This is a genomic window from Mesorhizobium sp. M7A.F.Ca.MR.362.00.0.0 (assembly GCF_004023175.1).
Classification (GTDB): domain Bacteria; phylum Pseudomonadota; class Alphaproteobacteria; order Rhizobiales; family Rhizobiaceae; genus Mesorhizobium.
Map to the genome: position 1 here is coordinate 6,115 of NZ_RZTF01000270.1, position 2,935 is coordinate 9,049.

The 2,935-nt window shown below is 65.7% G+C and carries 2 protein-coding genes; both read right to left on the reverse strand.

The genetic code is table 11. The features are described 5' to 3' along the window. A partial coding sequence (locus EOC06_RS26095; protein ID WP_245470078.1) for a hypothetical protein occupies positions 1-1,850 on the reverse strand: 1,850 nt, incomplete at its 3' end. Between the two features lie 63 nt (positions 1,851-1,913). After that, on the reverse strand, positions 1,914-2,935 hold a 1,022-nt coding region (locus tag EOC06_RS26100), incomplete at its 5' end, for a DUF4159 domain-containing protein (protein ID WP_164898739.1).

The window sequence follows — 2,935 nt, forward strand, 5'->3', positions numbered from 1 at the left end:
CTGCCGCCGGTGGCTTCAGCCGGCGCCTTCAGCCGGCTTTCGGTGGAAATGACGTCGGCGAATTCCGGGGCGTTGACCGGCCCGACATGGGCGAGCGCGGTGAGGTCGCCATTGGCGACCTGATAGAGGCCGATCTCGCTGGTCTCGACGCTGCCGAGGAAGACGCCGGGCTCGGATTTCTCGAGCTTGACGGTCAAGGTCTTGCCGGATGGGGTGATGATCTGCGCGGGGCCGGGATCGTCGGCCATCGTCTGGCGGCGGATTTCCAGCACCATGCCGCGGCCGTCGGCGGTCAGCCGCTCTTCCTCGAGCTCAGGCTCCTTCATCAGCCAGTGGGCGATGCGCCGGTAGAGCTGGACATGCGGGCCGCCGCCCTCGAAGCCGCGCGCCCACAGCCAGCCCTGATCGGACAGCAGCATGCCGACGCGGCCTTCGCCCTTACGGTCGAGCAACAGCAGCGGCCGGTTGTCGGCGCCCTTCATCACCACTGCGCCTTCGGGATTCTGCACGCCGATGGTGCGGAACCAGCGGCTCCAGTGCGGCGGCTCGGTGGCAGAGCCATCCAGCCCACGCGTCACCGGGTGGCGCTGGCCGAGTTCGGTGAGGCGCGGATAGAAGGCCTTGTCGACCACCTCGCCGGTCGGCATCGCCGGCAGGGCGGACATCAGCGGCGTACGCGCGATCGAGCTTTCGCCGGCATATTCGGGGCCGGCCGCGATCAGCAGCGCGCCGCCCTTTTCGACATATTCGGAGATGTAGTCGTAATAGAGGATCGGCAGCACGTCGCGGTGCTGGTAGCGGTCGAAAATGATGAGGTCGAAATCCTTGATCTTCTCGACGAACAGTTCGCGGGTCGGGAAGGCGATCAGCGACAATTCGTTGATCGGCGTGCCGTCCTGCTTTTCCGGCGGCCGCAGGATAGTGAAATGGACGAGATCGACCGAGGCGTCGGATTTCAGCAGGTTGCGCCAGGTGCGTTCGCCGGCATGCGGCTCGCCGGAGACGAGCAGCACGCGCAAGTTCTCGCGAATGCCGTCGATGAGCGCGATGGCGCGGTTGTTGGTGTCGGTCAGTTCGCCCGGTTCGCGATCGATGGCGAGTTCGACAATGTTGCGGCCGGCGCCCGGAATGGTGACCTGCAACGGCATCGCCTGGCCGACAGTGGCGTGCTCGACCGCGACCTGTTCGCCATTGACCGAAACGCGCACATCGACCGGGCCGGTCTCGTTTTCGGTCGAGATGACGCGGTAGGTCATGTCGAGCGGCTTGCCGACAAGGCCGAAGCGCGGGGCGTTCTCGAAACGTATGCGGCGATCCTTCTCGTGATCGTTGCCGGTGATCAAAGCATGCAGCGGGGCGTTGAAATCGGGCGCACCGGGGGGCGCGTCATGGACCTCGCCATCGGTGATCATGATGGCGCCGCCGATGCGTGACGGCGGCACGTCGCGGAAGGCGCCTTCAAGCGCGCCGAACAGCCGTGTCTCGGTGCGCTCCTCGGCGGCCTCGGATTTGCCGGCCTCGACGACGCGCACGTCGAACTGCTTGAAGCGGCCAAGCCGCTGCTGCAGCCCGGCCAACGCCTCGTCGGTCTGCTTGGTGCGGTCGCCGATATCCTGGCTCTGGCTGCGGTCGACGACGAGGGCGACAACACTTTTCAGCGGCTCGCGCTCCTCGTTGAGGAACACCGGGTTGAACAAAGCGGCGGCGAGCGCCAGAAGGGCGATGAAGCGGAAGACCGAACCGCGCTGGCGAAACCACAGGCCGACCAGCGCAAGCAGCGCCAGCGGCACCAGCGCCAAGGTCAGCAGTGGCCAGGAGATCAGCGGTTCGAAGGAGATCGACCAATTCATTCCTTACCCTCCTCTTTTTGGGGAGGGTTTATCCGCGACCGGAGGGCATCAAACAAACTCATCCTACTGCCCCAGCCGTTCGAGCAGTATGGGCACGTGCACCTGGTCGGATTTGTAGTTGCCGGTCAGCATGTACATCATGATGTTGACGCCGGCGCGCAGCGCGTAGATGCGCTGCATCGGGTCTGCCGGCACAGTTGGCAGCAGCCCATCGCCGTTCTCGTCGACCGCCCAGGCGCCAGCGAAATCATTGGCGGTGATCATGATCGGCGAGACGCCATCGCCGGTACGCACCGGCCGGTTCTCGGCGTTGCTGGCGTCGAGCGAGGCCTCGACCCAGAGCGGGCTGCCGGCGAAGCGGCCGGGGAATTCGGGCAGGATGAAGAAGGATTTGGTCAGCACGTGGTCGGACGGTACCGGTTCCAGCGGCGGCACGTTGAGATTGCCGAGGATGTCGCGCAGCCGCTCCGTCGCCGGGCTGGTTGAATCGGCGCCGATGCCGTTGGCGAACTGGTCGCGGGTGTCGAACAGCACCGTGCCGCCTTGCTGCATATAGGCGTCGACGCGGGCGATCGCTGCCTGGCTGGGCATCGGTGCGGCCGGATCGATCGGCCAGTAGATCAGCGGATAGAACGACAACTCGTCCCTCGAAATGTCGACGCCGGCCGGCTCACCCGGTTCCAGCGCCGTCTTCTCGACCAGAAAGCGCGTCAGGCCCTCGAGCCCGGCGCGGCTGATCGAATCGTCGCCCGGCACGCCGGTCAGCACATAGGCGATGCGGGTCTTCGAAATCGCCTCGATGGCAATTTCGTCACCCGGCTTGGCGTCGTCGGCGCGGGCAAGGTCGGCATGACCGAACGAGCTACCCAGCGCAATCAGGATGGCGGCGGTGGTTGTCACGGCACCGGCGCGGCGCGGCCGGCGTGAAAACAGGCCGCCCATCCAGAACACCGCCAGCGTATCAAGCAGCATCAGCACCAGGGCGGCCGCGACCAGCGCGCCTTTCAGATTGCGCGATTCGTCAAAGGCATACTGGATCGAGGTGATGGGAACTGTGATTTGCGGGCGTGCCAGGGGCGCCAACT